Genomic DNA, 20,760 nt, shown 5'->3' with positions numbered 1-20,760 from the left:
GATTGGTTAAGCCAATCACTCTGAAGTACTTTCAGTACTCAATTATTGGAATTAACGTTGACATATTGTCATTCAGTTTTCAATGTTCATTATAAAATAATTTGGAGCGGGTGATCGGAATCGAACCGACAACATCAGCTTGGAAGGCTGAGGTTTTACCACTAAACTACACCCGCTTAGCTATATTAAAATTGATGAATGGTGCGGCCGAGAGGACTTGAACCTCCACGGGATTTCTCCCACTAGGCCCTCAACCTAGCGCGTCTGCCATTCCGCCACGACCGCGCATGGTTTGCAGTACTCAATCAATTTGTTATTTAAGTGACTGTCATTAAGTATATTACATTAAGTTTACAAAGTCAATACAAATGATTAACTTTTTAATGTAATTTTACATTGAATAACTTGTCTTATTATTTGTTACGTTTCGTTCAAGCAACATTAACTATAATACGCCGGATCTATTACTTCGTCAATGCTTTTTCATTAAAAATTTAAATAAAAAGTACTACACTCGCATATTTTTAGTGTAGTACTTTCCCAATTATTCTTTATGTTATATTTTTTAACTTTCCACCACATCGTCCACATCTATATTTACGTGTATTAACACGTTTAATACGTTTGAATTCTGTTTTACATTGCCCACATTGATATAAATAGTTAGCACGTTCTTCATAACTTTGAACGGCTTTACAAAATCGTGGTGCCCCTACTTCGATACTTAAATCTTTAAATGCTTTGTCTTTATGCTGGTATCCTTTACCTTCTATATGTAAATGATAATGACAAAGTTCATGTTTAATAATATCTATAAGTGCTTCAACACCAAAATGTTCATATTGTTTCGGATTAATTTCTATATCATGACTATTTAATAAATACCTTCCACCAGTTGTTCTTAACCTTTTGTTAAATACTGCATTGTGTTTAAAAGGCTTATTAAAATATTCCATTGATATATTAGACACAAGTTCTTGAAGTGCCTTATTGTCCATTAGGGTCTATCATAGTTAATGATACTTTTTGTTTTTCTTGGTTTACATCTAATACCCAAACATCAACTATATCTCCTACACTTACAACATTCATAGGATGCTTAACATATCCTTTAGATAATTTAGAAATATGAACAAGACCATCTTGTTTGACACCTATATCTACGAACGCACCAAAGTCTACAACATTTCGTACTGTACCACTTAAAGCCATATTTGGTTTCAAGTCTTCCATAGAAAGAACATCTGATTTTAAAATTGGTGTTTCAAATTCATCCCTTGGGTCTCTTAAAGGTGCTATTAACGAAGCAATAATATCTTCTAGCGTTGGTATACCTATATTTAATGTTTCACTTGTATCTTGTATACCTAATTTATTCAGTTTTTCTTTTAATACTTCAGAACCAATATCTTCTTTTTGTAAACCAACATATTGAATCAGCGCATAAGCCCCTTCATAACTTTCAGGGTGAATAGCTGTTTTATCAAGTGGTTCGCTTCCATCTAGTATTCTTAAAAATCCAATACTTTGTTCAAATGTTTTATTACCTAATCTAGGAACTTTAGCTATTTCTGAATGATGTGTAATAACACCTTTTTCTTCTCTAAATTTAATAATGTTATTTGCAACTGTATTGCTAAGACCAGAAACATAACTTAGTAACGATGGAGATGCTGTATTCACATCAACACCAACTTGGTTAACGGCAGTTTCCACGACGAATTTTAAAGTTTCGTTTAATGCTTTTTGATTTACATCATGTTGATATTGACCAACACCGATTGATTTAGGATCTATTTTAACAAGTTCACTTAATGGATCTTGTACGCGTCTACCTATAGATACAGCACTTCTCTCTTCAACTTTAAAATCAGGAAATTCTTCTCTAGCAATATCTGAAGCTGAATAAACTGAAGCACCAGCCTCGTTGACGATAACAAATTGGCAAGTTAAGTTATGCTTTTTAATCATTTCAGCTACAAATTGTTCTGATTCTCTACTTGCTGTTCCGTTACCAATCGCAACTAATTCAATGTCATGTTTCTTTATCATATCTACAAATATCTTTTCCGCTTGATCAGTTTTAGAAACTGGTGGATGAGGATATATCACATTTTTATCAACAAATGAACCATATTCATTAATAACTGCTAACTTACAACCCGTTCTGTAAGCTGGATCTAGTCCTAGAATTTTTTTACCTTTTAATGGTGCTTGTAATAAGAGGTTTTTTAAATTCTCAGAGAAAATCTCTATTGCATGTTCTTCAGCTTTTTGTGTTAATTCACTTCTAATCTCTCTTTCAATAGAAGGTAAGATTAATCTTTTCAAGCTATCTTGAATAGCTTCTTTAATCACTTCAATATGTTTATGTTCTTTTTTAACAAATTGAGTCGTTAAATAACTTTCTAATGACGCTGTATCTATTTCAAATCCAACTTTTAATATACCTTCTGATTCTCCACGGTTAATTGCTAGTACTCTGTGAGGTACTATTTTCTTAATCGGTTCTTCATATGTATAGTACATTTCAAAGATATTTTTCTCATCTTCAGCTTTCTTTTTCTTCTCAGTCACTAATTTACCTTGTCTTTCAACACTGTTTAAAATGTATTTACGGTATTTAGGCTCATCTGAAATCATTTCAGCTATAATATCTTGTGCACCTTTAATGGCATCTTCATGCGATGTAACTTCTTCAGTAATATATTTAGAAGCTTCTTCTACTAAATCAATATTAGAAGTACCTTCAAGTATCCATTTAGCTAAAGGTTCTAACCCTTTACGTTTTGCTTCTGTAGCTCTTGTTTTTTTCTTTTTCTTAAATGGTCGATATAAATCTTCTATTCTTTGTAATTTAGTTTGTTTTAAAATATCATTCTTTAAGTCTTCTGTTAATAAACCTTGTTCATCAATTAATCTAATGACTTCTTCTTTTCTATTATGCAAGTTAAGTGCATATGTATATTCATTTTCAATTTGTTTAATTTCAACTTCATCAAGTCCACCAGTTAATTCTTTTCTATATCTTGCTATAAAAGGCACTGTATTCTTATCTTCTAGTAATTCTAGTACAGTTTTAATTTGTTTTTCTGTATAAGGATGATTTTTCTTTATGATTTCTATTAGTTCTTGATTCATAATTGCCTCCTAAAAATGGTTATATTCTATTTTAACATAAATAGAATATAACCATTTTTGATTTTAAAAAGAGACAGAAACATTTCAAATATTTCTGTCTCTCCTAATATATGAATTATTTCATTGCAGCTTCTTTTAATTTTTTTATTGCTGTTCTTTGAAGTCTTGAAACATGCATTTGACTGAGACCTATTTTTTCTCCGGTCTCTTTTTGACTTAAGCCCGTAATAAAGGTGTATTGAATTATTTCTCTTTCTCTATCCGTTAAAATAGGCAGAATTTTTTCTAATATCATTCTTTTTTCAGTTAAATCATAACCTTCTTCTGATTCTCCCATAATATCTAGCAATGTAACGGTAGATCCGTCTTTATCCGCTTCGATAGAATGGTCAACACTTAAGGCATTATAACTTTGACCCATTTCCATTGCTTCTAGAACATCTTCTTCGGTTACTTCTAGTCTATTTGCAATTTCAATAATTTTAGGTGACCTTCCTAATTCATTGGTCAATTCTTCATTTGCCTTTTTTATTTTAGGGCCAATTTCTTTAATTCGTCTAGGTACATGTACACTCCAAGTTTTATCTCTTAAATATCTCTTTATCTCACCAATTACAGTTGGAACTAAAAATGCTTCAAACTTTCTTTCAAATGAAACATCAAATCTTTTTATAGCACCTAATAAACCAACCATACCAACTTGAACAAGATCTTCATGATGTGCTTGGCCTTTAGAATATTTATATGCTAAAGATTCTACTAATTTTTGATAATGTAATACTAGCTTTTCTTGAGCTTCGCTATTATCATTTTCTTGGTAATCTGCTATCCAAGCATTAATGTCTTCTGGAGAAACTTCATTATAAACTTTGGACTCTTCCGTCATGTGTTTGCACCTGCTCTTTAGATAAATACTTTGTCATACTTATTGTAACACCAGCATCTTTTTGGACACTTACTTCATCCATTAATGATTCAATAAGAAATAGTCCTAATCCACCTTGTCTCAAGAAATTGATATTATCACTTTCTTGGTATGGTCCAAGCACTTTTTTAGCTTCTTCATAATTAAAGCTTTTACCTGAATCTGATACAATGATTTCTATTTTATCTTCAAACACAAGATAACCTATTAATATTTCGCCTTCAACTTTATCACTATATGCGTGTTTTACTGCATTAGTTACCGCTTCTGACACTGCAATTTTTGAATCTTCAATATCTTCATATGAAGCACCAGCTCTATTAAACACGCCAGATAATGTCAATCTGACTAGACCAACATATTCTGGAGCTGCTGGGAATCTCATCTCTATATAATCATAGTTAGATGTCATCACGTTATACCTCCGTTCCTTTGTTGACATGCATTAATTCTTTAAGACCCGTAATATCAAATAATCTCTCAATTCTATCAGATACACCAAGCACATATAGTGATTTATCATGTTCATTGAGTGATTTTAATGTGCCAACAAATAAACCTAAACCAGTAGAATCCATATAACTTACATTCTCCAAATTAACATGTATATCATGCGTTCCTTTTTGTCTAATCGGTTGTAATACGTCTTGAAGTTGAGGCGCAGTGTACACATCCAATTCTCCGCCAACTTTAATTTCATAGTAATTTTCATGTTCTGTAGTTTCAATGTTAAGATTCATTCCTTGTTACACCCCTAAATTTATTAGACTTTCATCATTTATTTTTACCCGTTTTTAAAATATTTAATCTTATTTAACACATCTTAAATATTTTTACCTTACAACTATTTAACACGTTTAACAATTAATATCGTTAAATCATCTCTTTTATTTGGATTCTGTAGTTTGACAAGTTCTTCATATAAAATTTGAACGATGTCTTGCGGATGAAGTTGTTTGTATTCATCAATCATACTTAATAAATCTGTCGTTTTGATAAATTCATTTTGTTGATTACGTAATTCCGTGACACCATCAGTAAAGACGATAATCATATCTTGTAATTCTATTTTTATTTCACTTTGTTTATAACGTGTATGTTTATTAACGCCGAGCACAATACCTCGTTCAGACATTTCTTCAAATTCTCCAGTCTGACTTCTATATATGTATCCAGGCTCATGTCCTGCAGAACTATAATAAAGCATGTTATTAATTTCTTCATATAGTCCATAGAACATTGTCACAAACATATTTTGATTAACGTTCTTTTCCACAACTCGATTCAAACGTTTTAAACCGTCACTCGGCAATTGCGAATGGCCGTATGAATCCATGCCAAATTTAATCATACTCATCGCTAATGCTGCAGGTATCCCTTTACCGATAACATCTGCTACTGCAAAACTCATAGTTCCGTCATTATGATCAATTAAATTAAAATAATCTCCACTCACTTTTTGTGCTGGAACAGAAATTGCCCCAATTTGAATACTATCAAATTGAGGGATTTGAGGCTTTAGCATCGTTTGTTGCAAACTAGACGCAACTTCCATTTCTTTATCATGAATTTTAATCTTATTTAATAACTTCTTATAATCACGGTATGTAAAGCCATAACCTATCATGACTTCTAAAAGAACATCAAATGAACGAATGATTTGTTCTTTAGTCAAGTCTTGTTCCTGATCCATAATATTTACATGTAATTGTACTATCTCCTCTGGTGAAACATTATCTTCTATGGCTTCAGTTGAAAATGTTTGGCATGATGATAAAATTTCATCATCATTTGTTTGAACATAATCAAGTAATAATTGAAGATACTGTTGTTTCTTTTGTTCTGACACGAAGTCACCTCGTTTCAAATATACTAAAAAAGCTTTAGGTTAATCCTAAAGCGGAAGACGTTTTAAAGTAATATTGATTCTTTTAAAACTATTTCATTATGTATTACCTAATGTATCAAATTTTTGTTGCAAAGTTAGATTGAGGCTGATGGCAATAGCGATATCAACCTCTTTCATCTTTGCATCAGATAAATATGTTAATTTTTCTTTTAAGCGTTTTTTATCAATTGTCCTGATTTGTTCAAGCAAAATTACGGAATCTCTGTCTAATTTATATTTCGCTGCCTCAATTTCTACATGAGTGGGAATTTTGGCTTTATTTATCTTACCAGTAATTGCTGCAACAATCACAGTCGGGCTGTATCGATTACCTGTATCATTCTGGATAATAACGACTGGTCTTGTCCCCCCTTGTTCAGAACCTGTAACTGGTGAAAGATCTGTGAGATATACATCTCCTCTTCTCATTTATTCACCTTGCTGAGAGGCTATATGCGATTCATTTGAATCACAAGCTTCACATTCACAATAGTATGCTTCAGATGCAAGGGAGAGATTTAAATCGGCCATTGAACGATAGCCTTCTTTCAGTGTTTGTTCTAAACTTTGTGTACGATTTTGCGTTAAAGATGTCATAACAAATACCTCCAGATAAAATAAATGTAAATTTTGTTGATTAAGTTATTAATATCATAACAAATGTAACTCTAATTGACTATGCTATTTTAATAATTCGTTCGTAATTTCAACATTTTCACCATCATGATAGATACGTGGTAATCTCTTTTTCAAGTTACAAAGTACTTCATAATTAATGGTATCTTGTGCTTCAGCAATTTTTTCTGCTGATTGTTCCGAATCAACATCATTATCCATGAGAATGACTTTGTCACCTGTTTGAACATCATCTGGCACTTTAATCATTGTTTGATCCATACATACTCTACCTATGACAGGACAATTCACACCATTTACATTCACGAGCGTATCTTGCATCTTTCTTAAGTAACCATCTGCATAACCTATTGGTAATGTAGCCACTTTAATACGTTCATCAGCAGTAAATGTTGCACCATAACTCACTGTTTCGCCTGGTTCTATATACTTTGTTTGAACGACTTCCGTTATTAATTGTGCAGAAGGTTTTAATTTTAAATTAGAAATTTCTTGAATATATTTTGATGGATAATATCCATATAATGAAATACCAAATCTAACAGCTGTGCAAATGGACGCATCATATCTTAAGGCTCCTGCTGAATTTTGAGCATGTATATATTCAGGTGTTTGAGAAGACTCTACAAATTCTTCAAATAATTCATATTGCTTTTTAGAGAAATCATTTGGTTCATCTGCAGAAGCAAAGTGCGTATACACACCTTCAAATATAAGGCGTTCATGCTGATCTATTTTATGAACGACATGTTGGTAAGTTTCAATATCCTTCAATCCAATTCTACCCATGCCTGTATCTATTTTTACGTGCATCCATAAAGGTTTATCAGAATCATCATCTATTGATTCTATTGCATCATCTAACCATTGTTCTGATGGAACGGTTAATGCAACTCTATGTTGAACAGCTTTATTAATATCTTTAGTATTAATAACGCCGAGTACTAATATTTTGGCTTTAATTCCATGCATTCTTAATTCAATTGCTTCATCTAATGTGGCAACTGCAAAGAAGTCTACACCTTCATTCATTAAATATGTTGCAATTGGTACACTTCCTAATCCGTACCCATTTGCTTTAACGACTGCCATAATTTTCTTATTTGGATGAAGTCTTCCTACTGCTTGATAATTTTCTAGTATTGCCTTTAAATCGACGTTGATATAAGTTGGCCTATAATATTTTTCGGACAACAGCAAGGCACCTCCTCTTATAATATTTGTATTTTATCATATAGAAATCAATCTTGCTTAATATTTTCTATAATCACAATGGCTTCTGCATAATGTTTCGTGTGTGTAATGGAAGGATGAACACGATAGCCTTCACAAATGATTTCTGGTTTCCCATTTTCATCTGGTAAACAATTAATCGAGTGAAAACCGTACTTTTTACCGATCCCTGTACCCATAGCTTTGCTAAATGCTTCCTTCACAGCAAATCTTCCGGAAATGAATTCGATTTTTCTCGATTCTAATTTAATTTTGTTAAAAATATTTAATTCATCTTTTGTTAAAATTTTATTGACCATTTCTGGTCGTTTCGTATACCAATCTTGTATACGTTCTATTTCGACTAAATCTATGCCGACACCTTGAATCATCGTTAACACCTTCATTTTCACTGATTAAAAATCATTTTTCAATTCTATTTTGTATCGCGTGTTTAATACGGTTTGCCTTATCTTTATTTAAATATTGAATCATACGATTTCCTCCAGCTGTAGACAACGTAATATTAGCCAGGTTATACTTTCTCATTATGAATCCTTCATATAAATCAACATTTTGAATTCTACCCATAGGTATCGTTGTCTCTCTAATCATAAAAATACCTGATTTAATGTTTATTTCATCGTCATTTATTTCATATCTGAAATTTCGATACATATAATAAGGCTGGATGATTAAACCATATATAGCTATTACTACGATAAGCGCTACTGGAATAAGAAGAAACCATTTTGAAGCTGTCGTCCACCATAGATTAAAAATAACTGCCATAACGATTAATATGATGATAAGTATTGAAATTGTAATGAGCGATTCAATACGTTCAACTACCATTCCTTTTTTATCCATTCTATATCTAGGAAGCATCTATGTGACCTCCTTTATCTTTATACCATTTATAAATATTTAACGTATCTTGTTTATTGATAAATCTTAATCCTTTAGACAACATACCATTTCCATATGCTATTTGAATTGAGAAATGTGCAATATCTTTACGTTTAATAATTGGATTTTCATGTAATTCAAAAGTTAAAATCTTATTTCTATTCGCCCAAATTGTTGTATATTCAAACGGTGTTGCATTCAATATGACAATTGAGTCGTCATAAATTTTATATCCAGATTTCAACGTAATAATACTTGCGTAAAATAGCATAACCACGAATATCACTAATCCTATAATCCAAGTATAAGACCATAAATATATTTGGATAGGAACCACAATTAATAATAAAATTATTGTCGGGATCAACACTCTTCTACGAATACCTTGTTTAGGTAATCCTTTCTTTACTGAATGAAACTGAAACTGTGGAATAATGTCTTCAAGCAATTGATAAGCTTCTTTTTTCTTCATAAATGGCAAGATTGTCACAGTACCTACATCAGTATCTTCTCCATTTTCAAAATGTCCATCTGAAGTAATAATCGCTGATATTTTTGTGTATCCGATCACTCTTCTAAATATAGATTCTTCTTCTTTTAACGCTTGTATTCTTCTGATTGGAACGGTACGCTTTTGAACAGTTAACAAACCATATTTAACAGTTAAAAGTTCCTCATCAAATGTTAATTGATATTTATAATTTTTAATAAATACAATGAGTGATCCAATAATATAACTCAATATGATAAATACAAGCACAATTGAAATGATTACAAATGTTAAGTTAACAACTTGATTAATTAGTGGGCTAATATAATCTTCGATATCGATTATTTGTGTTACAAATCCAAGTAATGAGCCAAGTGCCGCAAATACAATTAAAATACCACCACTTGTAAAACTCATTTTCAATAAATCTTTAGTTGATAATCTAAAGAACACGACTTCTTCTTTCTCATTAATAATATCTTGTTGATCAGAATCAGACGATGTTCCATATTCCTCGCTTGAATCATCTTCGCTTTGCTCTTTATTTTTAATAGCAAATTTTCTTTCTTTTAAATATTTCGAAAGGCTATCACTTTGTGACTTCGTAATCGTATCTAATTCTATACCATCACTTGGTGTTTTAATACTTAAACTCACACCACCTAACAACTGATGTACAATATTTTGAGAAGTATCAACAGACTGAATCCTTTCAATATTTAACTCTTTACGATTTTTTGAAAAGACACCCCAAGTCATAATTAATTGATCATTCTCAATCCAATAACGTGTATTGTAAATCTTAATTGCTTTAAAAATACTACTTATAAGTGAAAAACCTAAAATAACAATTGGAAATGTAAGTTCCCAAATATTATCTAGCCCACGTGTTATGACAATAAACACAGCTATTATTAATGGAAATACATTTTCTTTTAGACTGGCTAAAAAGCCACTAACATAAGATATTGGATGTAATTTTTGAGGATCAAACATCATCAGTCACCTCTTTAACCTTAGTCATGATATTTAATCTCGTTTGGTCAGCTATCTCTCGGTTGACCATTGGCAACACTTCTAAATTACCTGCTGTTACAACAACGACAAAATAAATATTAAACAATCTTGAAATTGGTCCGTGCTTTATCGTTACATATTGGATTCTGTCATAAGGTTGTACAAATCGTTTTTGATAATAAAGCCCACTTTGCACTTCAATATACCGTTCTCCAATTTCAAACGATGTTCTTCTAAGTCTTATGATCGGACTAATAAATCCTATCGCTATAATCAACAGCGCAATCGGTGTCACAATATAAATGAGAAATGTCCACCAATCATATTTATGCCATAAAAATACAAATACACTGTACAAAACTAAGATAACTATGACATTTACAATATGATTTACATACTCATATTTTATAGACTGTTTTGGCATTTTGTGTTCGAGTATTGGTTTATACATATAATCTCCTCTATCGTTCAATTTACGTGTATTATATCATAAAAAAAGTGTGCGTAACCTTAGAGATTACACACACTTCTTGTTTAGTTTTTATTTTGAATGCTCAGCAAATGTTCTACCTGAGAATTGTTTTTTTGAACGTTGTTTGTTTGGTTTATTGTTTTTACCTTTGTTACGGTCAAATTGATTGTTCTTATCATTTCCGCGACGTTTGTTATTTTTACCATCAAATCTAGTTCTAGATTTACCACGTGAGTTACCACCACGGTTACCTTGTTTGCCTCTATGATTAGATTTTTTAGATAATGGTTTTTCAAATGTTAATTGAACTTCTGCATCGTTGTTAGAAGTGATTAACTCTTGTAATAATGCAGCAACTAATTTTTGGTCACCATATTCTTTAATTAATGATTCAGCAATTTTTTCGATGCGACCTTCGATTGGACTTTCTACCCAACCTTTAACTTTAGCTTTAACATCTGATTCTTTAGCTTTCATAACTTCACCTGGTGTTGGAGGACGTAAAGCACTCATTTGACGTTTATTAGCTTTTTCAATTTGACGAATATAATCCATTTCAATTGGATTTACAAATGTAACGGCAACACCTTGTTTACCTGCTCTACCTGTACGTCCAATACGGTGAGTATAACTTTCAGTATCTTGAGGGATATCAAAATTATAAACATGACTTACGCCAGAAATATCTAATCCACGGGCTGCAACATCTGTAGCTACTAAAATATCGATTTGATCATTTTTGAATTTTTTCAATACTTCTAAACGTTTAGCTTGAGTAATATCTCCGTGTAAACCTTCAGCACGATATCCTTTAGTAATTAACGCACTTGTTAATTCATCAACACGACGTTTCGTACGACCGAATACAATCGCTAATTCAGGATTTTGAACGTCTAATAAATTCGTAAATGTCTCGAATTTTTCTAATTCTTTAACGATTGTGTAGAATTCATCAATTTGTGGATCTGACAATTCGTTAGACATTGTTTTAACGATTTGTGGACTCTTCATGAATTTTTGAACTAATTCTTGAATAGCTTTTGGCATTGTTGCTGAGAATAGTAATGTTTGACGATTTTCAGATGGAAGTTTAGACATTATAAATCTCATATCATCTATAAAGCCCATGTTCATCATTTCATCTGCTTCATCTAAGATCAATGTAGAAATTGATTCTGTTTTTAATGTTCTTCTATTTAAGTGGTCAATCACACGTCCTGGTGTACCTACTACGATTTGTGGACCTTTTTTAAGTGATTTGATTTGTCTGTCTATTGGCATACCACCGAATACAGTTACGACACTTACGTTTTGTCCTTTGCTGAAATTACGTAATTGCTCTGCCACTTGGTTTGCTAATTCACGTGTTGGTGCAAGAATCAATGCTTGTACACCTTGTTTATCTGCTACTTTATCAATTAATGGAATACCAAATGCACCAGTTTTTCCTGTTCCAGTTTGTGCTTGTCCTAGCACGTCCGTACCTTTTAATGTATGTGGAATACTTTCGATTTGTATTGGTGTTGGTTCAGTAAATCCCATTTTGTCCAAAGCATTTAAGGTAGCTTCAGAAATACCTAATTCTTTAAATTTTTGCAAAATAATTCTCCTTTTATATAGTTAATTCTTCTCGTCTTTTTTATTCAACTTCTATATACTACCACCCTTTTACCAATAGCGCAATGCGATTAAATCGTCGTTTACATTTAATTTTCATAAACAAAAACACAAAAAAACTGCACTAAAAAGGGATTTAGTACAGTTTTACTTCTTTATTTATTTTTAAATATAAATTTTTCAACTTCATAAAAAACTTTATAATTAACTTTTGATAAACAAATTTCATGCGGTCCTTTATCAATTTCAACTAAACGTGCATGCTTAATTCTCTTCACTAATGTTCTAGATTTTTCAATTGGAACAAGACCATCTATAGTGCCGTGAATGATTAATGTTTTAGCTGATATTTGTTCTGGAACATAAAGTGCACTTTGCTGTAATTTTTTAAAAGCTACAAATGATTTATAGTTTATTTTGACTGTGCGTCTCACCATGAAATCAAGAATTTTCAAATCTGCATATCTCATATTATTGATAAATATATATGGTGATTTCACCAAGTATTGTATATTGATATTTTCAAAAGCTGGGGCAATTAACACTAATTGATCAGGTTGTTTAATTTTAGCTAACAAACCTGCAATAATGCCACCCATTGAAAATCCTATAACAATGACTTTATCTGATTTCTTCCTTAATGTCTCATATGATTGTTTCGCTCTTTCAAACCACATATCTTCATTTGTATCTTTAATCAATAAATTCAAGCCATGTCCTGGGTATTCCGGTGCTTCAAGTATAAAATCATAGCGACTACTCAAATATTCAATTAATGGTAATAACTCATAACGACCACCTGTATAACCATGTAAAAACAAGATACCTACTTTCATGTAAGTGCGTTAATAATCGTTTCGAGTGACATACCTCTAGAACCTTTAAACAAAGTGATAGAGTCTTCATTTAATTGATTTTTTAAATAGTCTGTGATTTCTTCTTTATCCTCAAAGTGATAAGTTTCAGTTATATATGCTTTCGCAATATTTGATATATGAGCCGCTTCTTCACCATATGTAATTAACGTTTGTATAGCTTTATGTTCTAAATAATAGCCAACTTGCTCATGCATCTCTTTACTCATTTCGCCTAATTCTAATACATCCGCAAGAATAAGTGTCTTATCCGTTTGTTCCATATTATGCAGTGTATCTATTGCTGCTTTCATACTCGTTGGACTTGCATTATATGCATCATTAATGAGTAAACCATATTGTTCAGTTTCAATTCTTTGCATACGCATATCGGTTAATACAAGATCATCTAATGAACTTTGAATAACGTCTTCCGTTACACCTAAATGTTTAGCAACTTGTATTGCATATGTTGCATTTTTAACATTGTGTTCACCTAATATATTTAAATGATAAATGAAATGACTATTATTCAAATGAAAGTTTATACCGTGACTTGATGATTGATTCGTTTTGATGATGACATCATTATCATTCGCTATCCCTACAGATAGTTTGTCATGTTGCAATTTAGATACGAAAGGTTTAAGTAATGGCTCATCTCCATCGTAAATAAATAGTCCATTCTCTTTAAGACCTTCTGTAATTTCAAATTTGGCTTTTGCAATACCTTCTCTAGAACCTAAATCTTGCATATGAGACTCACCAATATTCGTGATAATCGCAACATCAGGTTCTGCTAAATGAGTTAATTCACTAATTTCACCAAATCCACTCATACCCATTTCTAGAATGGATACTTCAGTATCTTCATCTAAGTCTAGTATCGTCAATGGGCAACCAATCTCATTATTATAATTTCCTTGTGTTTTCTTAACTTTAAATGATTTATTCAATACACATTCAACCATATCTTTAGTTGTCGTTTTCCCATTTGAACCGGTAATCGCAACAACTTTAGGGTTTACATATTTTAAATATGCTTTAGCTAAATTTTGTAATGCTGCTAATGTATTATCAACAAAAATAATGGGTCCTTCTGGCGGATTCGGAACATCTTTTTGCCAAAATGATGCACCTGCACCATCATCAAGTGTTTGACGTACAAATTTATGACCATCTACATTTTCACCTTTAAATGGTATAAACAAATTTGATTCAGCAATTTTTCTTGAGTCTATACATGTACCTTGAACAACGACATCAAGATATTCACCTTGAATGTCACAATCAATCCATTCTTTTATTTTACGTAAATTAATATTCATTCTATTTACCCTCAGTCAATTTTATATTTGATATTCTTCTTGTTATCGTATCGTTCAATAGCAAGTTCAATTAACTTAGTTATAAGTTCTGTATAGCTTAAGTTCATGTTCTCCCATAATAATGGATACATGCTATATTGTGTAAATCCTGGCATTGCATTTGTTTCATTAATATAAATTGTATTGTCTTCTGTTAAGAAGAAGTCTGCTCTTACTAATCCAGAACAATCTGTTGCTTTAAAAGCTTCAATAGCCATATTTCTTAAAGTTGTTGCTATTTCTTCATCTACATCAGCAGGTATTTGAAGTTTAACTTTGCCATCTTTATATTTAGATTTATAATCATAAAATTGTACATCTTTAACAACTTCACCTGGTAAAGTTGTTTCTGGATAATCATTACCTAATACAGCTACTTCAATTTCTCTTGCATCAACACCTTGTTCGATAACAAGTTTACGGTCAAATTGAAATGCTTCTTCAATACCAGAAATTAATTCTTCTTTATTAGTACATTTACTAATACCAACACTTGATCCTAAATTTGCTGGTTTAACGAAAACAGGATATTCAAGTTTATTTTGAATAAGCTCCACTATATTATGTTCATATTTCTCGTATTCACTCTTTAAGAAACTTACATATGGTAATTGAGGTAATCCTCTGTGAGCGAATAAATGTTTCATAACTAATTTATCCATTGAACTTGATGCTGCAAGCACACCATTACCAACATAAGGAATATCCAATACTTCAAATAAGCCTTGAATTGTACCGTCTTCTCCGTTAGGGCCGTGTAATAAAGGAAATACTGCACTATATGCGTTTCCATCATTACTCGCTTCTAATAATTTAGATATTGGTGTTAATGTTTCACTTGTTAATTTTAATTGTTCAACATCTTCGATTTTTCCATCAATAGATTGGTCTCTTTTAATCCAATTCCCATCATTTGTAATATAAATGATATCAATTATGTATTTAGATAGATCAACTGCATTGATCACATTTTGAGCCGTTAAAATTGATACATCGTGCTCTGCACTTTTCCCACCATATATAATGCAAATATTTTTTTTAGACATATATAAGCCTCCAAGTAGATTATTAGCCTATATTTTATCATGTTTTTAGCTATTGTTGCACGTATCAACATGACTATTTTAAAAATAACGCTTTTCTGAATAGCAAAATTGTATCACTTTATGTACAATCAAGTTATAATGAAAATTATGAAATTTAGTGTTAATTAAAGGAGTCTTTTAATGGAAACTTCTACTCGTACATTAAATAAATCGTTTCTAGAAAGAATAGATTGGCGATTAATCACGATTATTCTTATCCTATTTGGAACGAGTTGTTTAATAATCAATTCTGCAATGTCTGGCGGACAATATGAAACAAACTTTTTACTTAAACAAGTCTTGTACTATGTGCTTGGTTTTATTTTAGCCATTGCCTTAATGTTCATATCTCCAAAGACACTAAGAAAATATGTTTGGATTATATACATAATTGGAAACTTATCGTTAGTTGGACTATTAATCCTGCCTGAATCTAGCTTTACACCTATTATTAATGGTGCTAAAAGTTGGTATAGACTAGGACCTATCAGTATCCAACCATCTGAGTTTATGAAAATCATTTTAATTATTGCGCTAGCTAATGTTATCTATCAACATAATAGATTTACTTACAATAAATCATTATCAAGAGACTTTAATTTATTACTAAAAATTGGTTTAACTTCTTTAGTACCAATGTTATTAATACTTTTGCAAAATGATTTAGGAACAACACTTGTATTAATTGCGATTATACTTGGTATCGTTGTTGTTTCTGGCGTAACATGGAGAATACTCGCACCAGCATTCATCGCCTTATTCGGACTTGGTTCAAGTATCATTTTATTAATGATTTTTAAACCAAGTGTGATTGAGAAAGTTTCGGGTATTAAGACGTATCAATTAGGACGTATCAATTCTTGGCTAGATCCATATGCATATAGCTCAGGTGATGGATACCATTTAACAGAATCTTTAAAAGCAATTGGTTCTGGTCAAATATTTGGTAAAGGCTTAAATAACGGTGAAGTTTATATTCCTGAGAACCATACCGATTTTATATTTTCAATCATTGGTGAAGAATTTGGATTTATCGGAACTATGGCAGTACTAATTATTTTCTTAGCTTTATTCATACACTTAATTAGAATGGCTACTACGACAAGTCATCCGTTTAATGTTGTATTTATAATCGGATATTTATCATTCGTACTATTCCACGTTGTACAAAATATCGGTATGACAATTCAACTGCTACCTATCACGGGTATCCCATTACCATTTATAAGTTATGGTGGATCAGCTTTATGGTCATTAATGGCAGGTGTCGGTATATTACTATCCATCTATTACCACGAAAAAGATAAATTCACAGAATCTGGTCAAAAAGCCGACATATAAAAAAACCGCATCCTCAAATCGAGGATGCGGTTTTTTAGTTCACCTATTTATTTCAACTTGTTAGTTGCGACATTCGGCAAACTACGCATTATTTCTATTCGTGACTTAGTTTCTGTTATGTTTACGCCTAATGATGATAAAAGTTTGACCACATTCTTTACCTTTGACTTAGGTTGATTCATGGGTACCACCTCTTATTCAATTTAATTACCTTAAGTTCATTCTACTCTAAATTAAGTAGTTTGACTATAGTTCATTCGGCCTATATTGTTATTTTTTTGTTTAATTTGTTATTTTTTTATAATAATTATATGAATGATTTCTTAAACAACTTCATATCCAGCATCGAAAATAGCATTTTCGATATTATCGATACTAGCAGGATCTTCATAAATGACACGTACTTGATTATCATCAGGACTAGCGAAAACTTCTTTAACACCGATTAATTGACCAACTGATTCCTCAACTGCTTGTTTGCAATGCCCACAAGACATACCTTCAACATTAATAATTTGTTCTTTCATTTATAACACTCCTATATATTTAAATGATATTTTAATTGATGCCTTTTCATAATCATTATATGCATATGTTTTAGAAGGGTCAAATACAACCTTTTCAATTTTAATTTAAATGTATTATACTAGTTTAAAGATAAAGAAACGGAGGCATTGGTATGAACTACTTCTCATATTTTTCATTTGATTTTTCCATCATAGTATCAGTGCTACTTATTACAGCATTTATTCTGAATGTTGTGTTTGGATTTATTATCATATTCTTAGAACCAAGAGAAGCTGGTGCGATTTGGGCTTGGTTGTTAGTGCTTTTATTTGTTCCAATATTAGGATTTATACTTTACCTACTATTCGGGAGACAAATTCAAAGAAAGAGTATTTTCAACTTAGATGAACAAGATAAAATAGGTCTTGAACACATCATTAATGAGCAAATCAAAGCAATTGATGAAAATAATTTCGAAATTGATAAGCCTGAGATATCTAATTATAAGCATCTTATTCATATGTTGCTTTACAATAACTCAGCCTTCTTAACAACTGATAACAAAGTTGAAATGTTTACAGATGGACATGATAAATTCGATGCACTTATTGAAGATATTAGAAAAGCTGAGTCATATATCCATATTCAATATTATATCTTTAAGAAGGATAACTTAGGTAAAAAGATTTTATTTGAACTTGAAAAGAAACTTCAAGAAGGTTTAGAAGTTAAAATGTTATATGACGACATGGGATCTCGTAAATTAAATTTATCTTCATTCAAGAAATTTAGAGCACAAGGTGGAGAAGTTGCAAGTTTCTTCCCTTCTAAACTCCCACTCATTAACTTTAGAATGAACAACCGTAACCATAGAAAGATTGTTGTTATTGATGGAAAAGTTGGTTACGTAGGTGGCTTTAATGTCGGAGATGAATATTTAGGTTTAGATAAAAAATTTGGTTATTGGCGAGATACGCACTTAAGATTAGAAGGTGACTCAGTCAATGCGTTACAGCTTAGGTTTATGTTGGACTGGAACTCTCAATCTACGCGTGACAAGATGCGCTATGAATCTAAATACTTCCCTGATGTTGAGTCTGGTGGAAAAGTTGGTATTCAAATTGCATCAAGTGGTCCTGATGAAGAATGGGAACAAATTAAATATGGTTATTTAAAAATGATATCAGAAGCTAAAAAACATATTTACATACAAACACCTTATTTCATTCCAGATTTATCATTTTTAGACGCCATTAAGATTGCTGCCCTTTCAGGAGTAGATGTAAATGTAATGATTCCTAATAAGCCCGATCACCCATTTGTTTATTGGGCAACATTTGCCAATGTCGGCGAATTAATAAAAGCTGGCGTCAATGTTCATATTTATGAAAAAGGCTTTATACACACGAAGATGGTAGCCATAGACGATGAAGTTGTAAGTATTGGTACAGCAAACATGGATAATAGAAGCTTTGTTTTAAACTTCGAAGTTAATGCCTTTATTTACGACGATGAAATCGCTAAAAATTCACGCTTAGCTTATGAGAATGATATGACGCATTCCTCATTATTAACAGTTGAAAGATATGAAAACAGAAGCACGTGGATTAAATTAAAAGAAGGTATAGCAAGATTGCTATCACCATTATTGTAAATACTCAGCGGGTAGAAGAGACGATTGAAACTTTTCTACCTGTTTTTTTAAGGAGAAAGATATGAATAAAGAACAGATTATAAACGAAGCAGAATCATATGTTAGCACATTACACAAAAACGATACGACTGGTCATGACTTTGAGCATATTTTAAGAGTTAGACATCATGCTCTAGATATTGCGCAATTTGAGGAAGTGGATTTATTTGTAGTTGAATTAGCAAGTTTACTACACGATGCTGTCGATAAGAAATTATTTAAAGATGGTGACACAGCTTGGCAACAACTTTATCAATGGATGAAAGACACGGAGATAAGCGAACCGATTCAAACAGAGATTATCCATATTCTAAAGTATGTTAGTTATAATGGCGGTAAAAATGAAGGTAAACTTACAAGCTTAGCAGGAAAGATCGTCCAAGATGCAGATCGAATTGATGCAATTGGCGCTATAGGAATAGCTAGAACATTTCAATATGCTGGTCATTTTAAAGAACCTATGCATATCTCCACTCAACAACCGCGTAATTTAAACGATTTACAAGAGGATCAATATCATGATGAACCGAATACAGCAATTAATCATTTTTACGAGAAATTATTATTATTAAAAGATTTAATGAATACTAAACGAGGCAAACAAATCGCTGAAGAACGCCATCAATTTATGGAAAACTTTTTAAAACAATTTTATAAAGAATGGGATGTAACTAAAAAAACAAACTAATCACGATGATTAGTTTGTTTTTTTCATTTTATTTCTTTTTCTTCTTATTAGATACGAGTTTAGCTGGTTTCTTCTCTTTGTTAGCTTCTTGTTGATTTTTCTCATGTGCTTCAATGATTGGTTTCATTTCTTCTTCTACTTTGTTGTTATAGAAGACGTTACCTAACCATGTTTGAACAACTAAGAATGCACCACCGACTGCCCAGTATAAACCTAATGCAGATGCTGAAATGTATGACATCCAAATAATCATAATTGGAGAGATAAACATCATCATCCTCATCATATTTTTCTGTTCATCTGGAACATTCGCATACTTCATAGAAACAAATGCTTGTAATGCATAAATGATACCTGCAATGATTGTAATAATTAAATCAGGTTCAGTTAAATTAAACCATAAGAAATTCGGATATTCTGTAATTCCGCCTTCAGTAGGATATTTTAATACATAGAATAATCCCATGACGATTGGCATTTGTATAACGATTGGTAAACAACCCATGTTCATTGGATTAATACCATGTTTTTTGTATAATGCCATCATTTCTTGATTGGCTGCCATTTTTTCTTCTTGAGTACGAGCACGTTTAACTTTTTCTTGAATTGCTTCCATTTCAGGTTTAGCAAGTTTCATTTTTTCACGCATTAACTTTTGATTCTTATACGTCTTCATCATAAATGGGAATAACGCAAAACGAACAATTAATGTTATAACGATAATAGCTAGACCATAATCGTGATTCAAGTTTGTACCAAGCCAATGAATAACACTATCCATCGGTTTTACGAATGTATTATAAAAGAATCCATCCCTATTCTCAGGTTTAGAATAATCACAACCAGCTAGCACAACCATTACACCAAATAATAATGGCCATAAAGCTTTTTTCTTCATTTTTCCACCTCTATTGATAT

The 20,760-nt window shown here is 31.5% G+C and carries 23 protein-coding genes and 2 tRNA genes; 3 read left to right on the top strand and 22 right to left on the bottom strand.

What is annotated here, in order from left to right; translation table 11 throughout:
* Window positions 1–102: 102 nt before the first annotated feature.
* The 19 genes from LQ694_RS05215 to LQ694_RS05125 all read right to left on the bottom strand — a co-directional run bounded on the left by LQ694_RS05215 (window position 103) and on the right by LQ694_RS05125 (window position 15,574).
* A tRNA-Gly gene (locus LQ694_RS05215) sits at window positions 103–176 on the bottom strand.
* Between the two features lie 23 nt (window positions 177–199).
* Window positions 200–285, bottom strand: a tRNA-Leu gene (locus LQ694_RS05210).
* Window positions 286–551: 266 nt separating this feature from the next.
* Entirely contained in the window at window positions 552–998 is a 447-nt protein-coding gene (locus LQ694_RS05205) for a SprT family protein (protein ID WP_096792047.1), read from the bottom strand.
* Window positions 988–3,141, bottom strand: coding sequence for a Tex family protein (locus tag LQ694_RS05200; protein ID WP_196968412.1), 2,154 nt, complete (start codon window positions 3,139–3,141; stop codon window positions 988–990). Before LQ694_RS05200 ends, LQ694_RS05205 begins: the two co-directional genes overlap by 11 nt.
* Before the next feature lie 115 nt (window positions 3,142–3,256).
* Window positions 3,257–4,027, bottom strand: a complete 771-nt coding sequence (gene sigB / locus LQ694_RS05195) for an RNA polymerase sigma factor SigB (RefSeq protein WP_037589755.1) — start codon at window positions 4,025–4,027, stop codon at window positions 3,257–3,259.
* Entirely contained in the window at window positions 4,002–4,478 is a 477-nt protein-coding gene (gene rsbW / locus LQ694_RS05190) for an anti-sigma B factor RsbW (protein ID WP_025904514.1), read from the bottom strand. The genes sigB and rsbW overlap by 26 nt, the downstream gene beginning before the upstream one ends.
* Before the next feature lie 4 nt (window positions 4,479–4,482).
* Window positions 4,483–4,806 (bottom strand): anti-sigma factor antagonist, encoded by a 324-nt coding sequence (locus LQ694_RS05185; protein ID WP_025904513.1) that lies wholly within the window; start codon window positions 4,804–4,806, stop codon window positions 4,483–4,485.
* Window positions 4,807–4,910: 104 nt separating this feature from the next.
* On the bottom strand, window positions 4,911–5,915 hold the full coding sequence (locus tag LQ694_RS05180) for a PP2C family protein-serine/threonine phosphatase (RefSeq protein WP_048540866.1): 1,005 nt from the start codon (window positions 5,913–5,915) through the stop codon (window positions 4,911–4,913).
* 96 nt (window positions 5,916–6,011) lie between these two features.
* The gene (locus LQ694_RS05175) at window positions 6,012–6,383 is read right to left on the bottom strand and encodes a type II toxin-antitoxin system PemK/MazF family toxin (protein ID WP_239771831.1); all 372 of its coding nucleotides are present in this window, start codon (window positions 6,381–6,383) and stop codon (window positions 6,012–6,014) included.
* The gene (mazE, locus tag LQ694_RS05170) at window positions 6,384–6,551 is read right to left on the bottom strand and encodes a type II toxin-antitoxin system antitoxin MazE (RefSeq protein ID WP_025904510.1); all 168 of its coding nucleotides are present in this window, start codon (window positions 6,549–6,551) and stop codon (window positions 6,384–6,386) included.
* 84 nt (window positions 6,552–6,635) lie between these two features.
* Complete coding sequence (gene alr, locus LQ694_RS05165; RefSeq protein WP_096792044.1) at window positions 6,636–7,784, bottom strand: alanine racemase; 1,149 nt, start codon at window positions 7,782–7,784, stop codon at window positions 6,636–6,638.
* 47 nt (window positions 7,785–7,831) lie between these two features.
* Window positions 7,832–8,194 carry a holo-ACP synthase gene (gene acpS, locus LQ694_RS05160; RefSeq protein ID WP_058591084.1) on the bottom strand — a complete coding sequence of 121 codons (363 nt, stop codon included), beginning with the start codon at window positions 8,192–8,194 and terminating at the stop codon, window positions 7,832–7,834.
* A 31-nt stretch (window positions 8,195–8,225) separates the two neighbouring features.
* On the bottom strand, window positions 8,226–8,690 hold the full coding sequence (locus tag LQ694_RS05155; RefSeq protein WP_218697259.1) for a PH domain-containing protein: 465 nt from the start codon (window positions 8,688–8,690) through the stop codon (window positions 8,226–8,228).
* Window positions 8,680–10,200: a PH domain-containing protein gene (locus LQ694_RS05150; RefSeq protein ID WP_058612363.1), complete on the bottom strand. Its 1,521-nt coding sequence runs from the start codon at window positions 10,198–10,200 to the stop codon at window positions 8,680–8,682. Before LQ694_RS05150 ends, LQ694_RS05155 begins: the two co-directional genes overlap by 11 nt.
* Window positions 10,190–10,669: a PH domain-containing protein gene (locus tag LQ694_RS05145; RefSeq protein ID WP_058612364.1), complete on the bottom strand. Its 480-nt coding sequence runs from the start codon at window positions 10,667–10,669 to the stop codon at window positions 10,190–10,192. Before LQ694_RS05145 ends, LQ694_RS05150 begins: the two co-directional genes overlap by 11 nt.
* Window positions 10,670–10,759: 90 nt before the next feature.
* Window positions 10,760–12,289 carry a degradosome RNA helicase CshA gene (cshA, locus tag LQ694_RS05140; RefSeq protein ID WP_058612365.1) on the bottom strand — a complete coding sequence of 510 codons (1,530 nt, stop codon included), beginning with the start codon at window positions 12,287–12,289 and terminating at the stop codon, window positions 10,760–10,762.
* Between the two features lie 173 nt (window positions 12,290–12,462).
* Window positions 12,463–13,143 carry an alpha/beta hydrolase gene (locus LQ694_RS05135; RefSeq protein ID WP_218697255.1) on the bottom strand — a complete coding sequence of 227 codons (681 nt, stop codon included), beginning with the start codon at window positions 13,141–13,143 and terminating at the stop codon, window positions 12,463–12,465.
* Window positions 13,140–14,489, bottom strand: coding sequence for a UDP-N-acetylmuramoyl-tripeptide--D-alanyl-D-alanine ligase (locus LQ694_RS05130; protein WP_058612367.1), 1,350 nt, complete (start codon window positions 14,487–14,489; stop codon window positions 13,140–13,142). Before LQ694_RS05130 ends, LQ694_RS05135 begins: the two co-directional genes overlap by 4 nt.
* 11 nt (window positions 14,490–14,500) lie before the next feature.
* The gene (locus LQ694_RS05125; protein WP_096792043.1) at window positions 14,501–15,574 is read right to left on the bottom strand and encodes a D-alanine--D-alanine ligase; all 1,074 of its coding nucleotides are present in this window, start codon (window positions 15,572–15,574) and stop codon (window positions 14,501–14,503) included.
* Between the two features lie 180 nt (window positions 15,575–15,754).
* On the opposite strand from LQ694_RS05125, the gene LQ694_RS05120 reads away from it, so the two are divergent.
* Entirely contained in the window at window positions 15,755–16,954 is a 1,200-nt protein-coding gene (locus LQ694_RS05120; RefSeq protein ID WP_065381657.1) for an FtsW/RodA/SpoVE family cell cycle protein, read from the top strand.
* Window positions 16,955–17,001: 47 nt separating this feature from the next.
* Here LQ694_RS05120 and LQ694_RS05115 read toward each other — a convergent pair whose 3' ends face one another.
* Both LQ694_RS05115 and LQ694_RS05110 read right to left on the bottom strand, forming a co-directional pair.
* Entirely contained in the window at window positions 17,002–17,136 is a 135-nt protein-coding gene (locus tag LQ694_RS05115; protein ID WP_224658879.1) for an Lmo0850 family protein, read from the bottom strand.
* Between the two features lie 141 nt (window positions 17,137–17,277).
* A complete protein-coding gene (locus tag LQ694_RS05110; RefSeq protein WP_218697253.1) occupies window positions 17,278–17,481 on the bottom strand; it encodes a copper ion binding protein in 204 nt (67 codons plus the stop codon).
* A 152-nt stretch (window positions 17,482–17,633) separates the two neighbouring features.
* Here LQ694_RS05110 and cls point away from each other — a divergent pair, with 152 nt between their 5' ends.
* Complete coding sequence (gene cls / locus LQ694_RS05105) at window positions 17,634–19,115, top strand: cardiolipin synthase (RefSeq protein ID WP_058612371.1); 1,482 nt, start codon at window positions 17,634–17,636, stop codon at window positions 19,113–19,115.
* Window positions 19,116–19,176: 61 nt separating this feature from the next.
* Window positions 19,177–19,842, top strand: a complete 666-nt coding sequence (locus tag LQ694_RS05100) for an HD domain-containing protein (protein ID WP_070373318.1) — start codon at window positions 19,177–19,179, stop codon at window positions 19,840–19,842.
* A gap of 28 nt (window positions 19,843–19,870) precedes the next feature.
* Here the strand turns inward: LQ694_RS05100 and yidC are convergent, their stop codons facing one another.
* Window positions 19,871–20,740 carry a membrane protein insertase YidC gene (gene yidC, locus LQ694_RS05095; protein ID WP_048540893.1) on the bottom strand — a complete coding sequence of 290 codons (870 nt, stop codon included), beginning with the start codon at window positions 20,738–20,740 and terminating at the stop codon, window positions 19,871–19,873.
* Window positions 20,741–20,760: the final 20 nt, after the last annotated feature.

The organism is Mammaliicoccus sp. P-M58, from assembly GCF_022386165.1.
GTDB classification, from domain to species: domain Bacteria; phylum Bacillota; class Bacilli; order Staphylococcales; family Staphylococcaceae; genus Mammaliicoccus; species Mammaliicoccus sciuri.
Note: the sequence above shows the minus strand (reverse complement) of the source record. Positions and strands in the feature narration are given on the sequence as shown.

Coding starts and splice junctions, on each gene's coding strand:
- LQ694_RS05205 (WP_096792047.1), bottom strand. CDS start 998: ATGGACAATAAGGCACTTCAAGAACTTGTGTCTAATATATCAATGGAA.
- LQ694_RS05200 (WP_196968412.1), bottom strand. CDS start 3,141: ATGAATCAAGAACTAATAGAAATCATAAAGAAAAATCATCCTTATACA.
- sigB (WP_037589755.1), bottom strand. CDS start 4,027: ATGACGGAAGAGTCCAAAGTTTATAATGAAGTTTCTCCAGAAGACATT.
- rsbW (WP_025904514.1), bottom strand. CDS start 4,478: ATGACATCTAACTATGATTATATAGAGATGAGATTCCCAGCAGCTCCA.
- LQ694_RS05185 (WP_025904513.1), bottom strand. CDS start 4,806: ATGAATCTTAACATTGAAACTACAGAACATGAAAATTACTATGAAATT.
- LQ694_RS05175 (WP_239771831.1), bottom strand. CDS start 6,383: ATGAGAAGAGGAGATGTATATCTCACAGATCTTTCACCAGTTACAGGT.
- mazE (WP_025904510.1), bottom strand. CDS start 6,551: ATGACATCTTTAACGCAAAATCGTACACAAAGTTTAGAACAAACACTG.
- acpS (WP_058591084.1), bottom strand. CDS start 8,194: ATGATTCAAGGTGTCGGCATAGATTTAGTCGAAATAGAACGTATACAA.
- LQ694_RS05155 (WP_218697259.1), bottom strand. CDS start 8,690: ATGCTTCCTAGATATAGAATGGATAAAAAAGGAATGGTAGTTGAACGT.
- LQ694_RS05150 (WP_058612363.1), bottom strand. CDS start 10,200: ATGATGTTTGATCCTCAAAAATTACATCCAATATCTTATGTTAGTGGC.
- LQ694_RS05145 (WP_058612364.1), bottom strand. CDS start 10,669: ATGTATAAACCAATACTCGAACACAAAATGCCAAAACAGTCTATAAAA.
- LQ694_RS05135 (WP_218697255.1), bottom strand. CDS start 13,143: ATGAAAGTAGGTATCTTGTTTTTACATGGTTATACAGGTGGTCGTTAT.
- LQ694_RS05130 (WP_058612367.1), bottom strand. CDS start 14,489: ATGAATATTAATTTACGTAAAATAAAAGAATGGATTGATTGTGACATT.
- LQ694_RS05125 (WP_096792043.1), bottom strand. CDS start 15,574: ATGTCTAAAAAAAATATTTGCATTATATATGGTGGGAAAAGTGCAGAG.
- LQ694_RS05120 (WP_065381657.1), top strand. CDS start 15,755: ATGGAAACTTCTACTCGTACATTAAATAAATCGTTTCTAGAAAGAATA.
- LQ694_RS05115 (WP_224658879.1), bottom strand. CDS start 17,136: ATGAATCAACCTAAGTCAAAGGTAAAGAATGTGGTCAAACTTTTATCA.
- LQ694_RS05110 (WP_218697253.1), bottom strand. CDS start 17,481: ATGAAAGAACAAATTATTAATGTTGAAGGTATGTCTTGTGGGCATTGC.
- cls (WP_058612371.1), top strand. CDS start 17,634: ATGAACTACTTCTCATATTTTTCATTTGATTTTTCCATCATAGTATCA.
- LQ694_RS05100 (WP_070373318.1), top strand. CDS start 19,177: ATGAATAAAGAACAGATTATAAACGAAGCAGAATCATATGTTAGCACA.
- yidC (WP_048540893.1), bottom strand. CDS start 20,740: ATGAAGAAAAAAGCTTTATGGCCATTATTATTTGGTGTAATGGTTGTG.